The 2930-nt window shown below is 28.9% G+C and carries 3 protein-coding genes; all 3 read left to right on the forward strand.

The features are described 5' to 3' along the window. The first annotated feature begins 133 nt into the window (after positions 1 to 133). Positions 134 to 1369: a D-alanyl-D-alanine carboxypeptidase family protein gene (locus tag HMPREF1552_RS00005; protein WP_021742959.1), complete on the forward strand. Its 1236-nt coding sequence runs from the start codon at positions 134 to 136 to the stop codon at positions 1367 to 1369. Positions 1370 to 1452: 83 nt separating this feature from the next. Then, complete coding sequence (gene murI / locus HMPREF1552_RS00010) at positions 1453 to 2235, forward strand: glutamate racemase (protein ID WP_021742960.1); 783 nt, start codon at positions 1453 to 1455, stop codon at positions 2233 to 2235. A 42-nt stretch (positions 2236 to 2277) separates the two neighbouring features. Continuing rightward, positions 2278 to 2916: a Holliday junction branch migration protein RuvA gene (gene ruvA, locus HMPREF1552_RS00015; RefSeq protein WP_021742961.1), complete on the forward strand. Its 639-nt coding sequence runs from the start codon at positions 2278 to 2280 to the stop codon at positions 2914 to 2916. The last annotated feature ends 14 nt before the right edge of the window (positions 2917 to 2930 follow it).

Below are 2930 nucleotides of genomic sequence, written 5' to 3' on the forward strand. Positions count from 1 at the left end.
AAATAGTTTAAAATATTCATGCGTTTGTCGTGTATCAAGAAAATTACAAATGAAAAACTAATATATAAGTGTTAAAATACACTTTAGTTAAATTTATTATTTAGATAATGGAAAGAGGTTAAAAGGAATAAAAATGAAAAAAAAATTAAAAATTGGCAAAAAAAGTAAAAAAATAGTTATGGCTGTAGCATTTTTGACAGTTTCAGCTCTATCATTTTCCAATGGAGAAGATTATTATGATTATAAATCACTTTTGATTGGAGATGTTAATGGAAATATTGTAAAGGAAGATAACAGTTTGGCTATAAGGCCTTTGGCATCGGTAACCAAAATTATGACATCAATCTTAACATTGGATAAAATAAAAGATGGAACAATTTCATATGATGACAAAGTGACAGTTTCATCAAAAGCGGCTTCAGTTCCATATGGAATAAAGCTTATAGCTGGAAAACAATATACAGTAAGGGATTTATTAAAAGCGACTATTATAAAGTCATCAAATAATGCAGCGTATGCACTTGCTGAATACGTAGGAGGAAATGTACCAAATTTTGTACATTCGATGAATGAGAAGGCAAAAAACTATGGATTAAATTCATTGAGATACTGCTCTCCACATGGGTTGCCACCTAGTTATACAGGTTCATGTATGGATCAAGGAAATGCAAAAGACCTATATAAGCTTGCTCAAATAACATTAAAAGACTATAGTGAATATTTAAATTTTTCAAAAAACAAGACAGATTATGTAGATAATGGAAATACAAAAGTAACTTCCACAAATAGTTTGTTAGGAAATGTGCTAGGAGTAGACGGTATAAAAACAGGTTATCATAATGCTGCTGGTTCCAATATAGTTTTAACTGCAAACAGAGGTAATGATAGAATGATTGCTATTATTCTTGGCTCAAACAGAGCAAAGGATAGAAACGCTATTGGAGCCAAGGAAATAAATGATTATTATGCCAATGGACATGTAAGAAAAACAAGTATGAATAATAATAACACAAGACATGTTGAAAACAATGATACTAGTAGCGCAGAGACTAGTAAAAATTCTAAAGGAAATAATAAGGTAGAGCAATTTTTTAATATGATTTTTGGAAAAAATCATAACAATTCAGCTGGTAAAAAAATGAAAATAATAAATAAGAATGATGTCGTGGCTACAGCGACAATAGAAGATGTTAAGTATAATCTTTATCCAACAAAGGATGTAGAAATAACAGCAACTGAGCGACCAAATCTAACTTATTCAGTAAATCTTAATTCGGGGATTACTAAGGAAAGTCGTGGAAAAATCGTAGGAACATACATTGCAACTGATGGAACATTGACTTACAGCGGAGAATTGATTATGAAATAATATAAACTAAGTTTGTTTATCATAGTTTAATTTTAATCAAAATTAGACTTTTTTAATCCTAAAAGAAGAGAAAGGAGACTAAAATGTCTATCGGTGTATTTGATTCAGGAATTGGTGGACTTACAGTCTTAAAAGAAATCAGGAAAGTATTGCCAAATGAGAGGATATATTATCTTGGAGATACAGCAAGAGTTCCTTATGGCGAAAAGACGAAGGAGCTTATAATCGGATATTCGAAGGAAATAGTTGAATTTTTACTAGAAAAAGGGGTAAATGCTATCGTAGTTGCTTGTAATACTGCTACAGCACTTGCCTTGAAAGAATTGAAAGAAATTTTTAAAGTACCGATTATCGGAGTGATAGAAGCTGGAGCAAGAACGGCAATAAATACGACAAAAAATAGAAAAATAGGAGTTATAGGGACAAAAGCAACCATAAAATCTGGTAAATATGAAGAAGAAATAAGACACTATAGAATAGATGTAGAAATCTTCCAAAAAGCATGTCCACTTTTTGTTCCAGCAGTAGAAGAAGGAATTTTGAGTGGAAAATTGGTAAATCAGATAATAAAGACTTATCTTGATGATTTTAAAGAAAAAATTGATACATTAATATTGGGATGTACTCATTATCCACTTTTAAAAGATGCAATTAATAAATTATATCCTGATATAGAAATAGTAGATCCAGCAAAAGAAACTGCATTAGATTTAAAAGACATTCTTAAAAAAGAAAAATTATTAAAAAATGATGCTCCTAATGAAAAAGTAAAATATTATGTTACGGATGGTAAGGAAAAATTTAAAAAAATAGGAATTATGTTCTTAGAAGAAAACATACAGAAAGTGGAACTAATAAGATTATAGTAATCCTATAAAATAATAAATTTTAGTAAAAAAAGGAGAATAATGTTTGAATATATTTCTGGAAAATTAACAGTAAAAAAAATTGATTACGTTGCTATAGATGTAAATGGACTAGCTTATAAGATTAATATTTCTTTAAAAACATTTGAGAAAATAGACAAAATAGGAGATATAGAAAAGTTATACATTTATACAAATGTTAAAGAAGACGATATATCTTTGTATGGCTTCAAAACACAAAATGAGCGTGAACTGTTCAAAGCGCTGGTAAGTATAAGCGGAGTAGGACCAAAACTTGCAATTGCAATACTTTCAACATTTAATTTAAAAGAAATCATAGATATTGTTACAGAGAATGAATCAAAAATTTTTACCAGAGTTCCAGGATTAGGAATTAAAAAAGCTCAGAAAATAATTTTAGATTTAAAAGATAAAGTGAAAAAACTGGATATAATAGAAACTATCGAAGAAAATAGCAATATATTAAATGGTAAGTTAATAACAGCAGAAATTTCAACTTCGCATATTATATCAATGAAAGAAGATTTGAAATTAGCTCTCGAATCTTTAGGCTACACAAACACCGATGTCTCAAAATGGATCACAGATAATGAATTGGGTAAAATAAAAAATATAAGCGACGCCATAAAAATAATTTTGCAAAAAATTCAAAAAAAGTAGTTGACAAAAGGGAG

Origin of the sequence: Leptotrichia sp. oral taxon 879 str. F0557 (assembly GCF_000469385.1) — a bacterium.
Classification (GTDB): Bacteria; Fusobacteriota; Fusobacteriia; order Fusobacteriales; family Leptotrichiaceae; genus Leptotrichia; species Leptotrichia mesophila.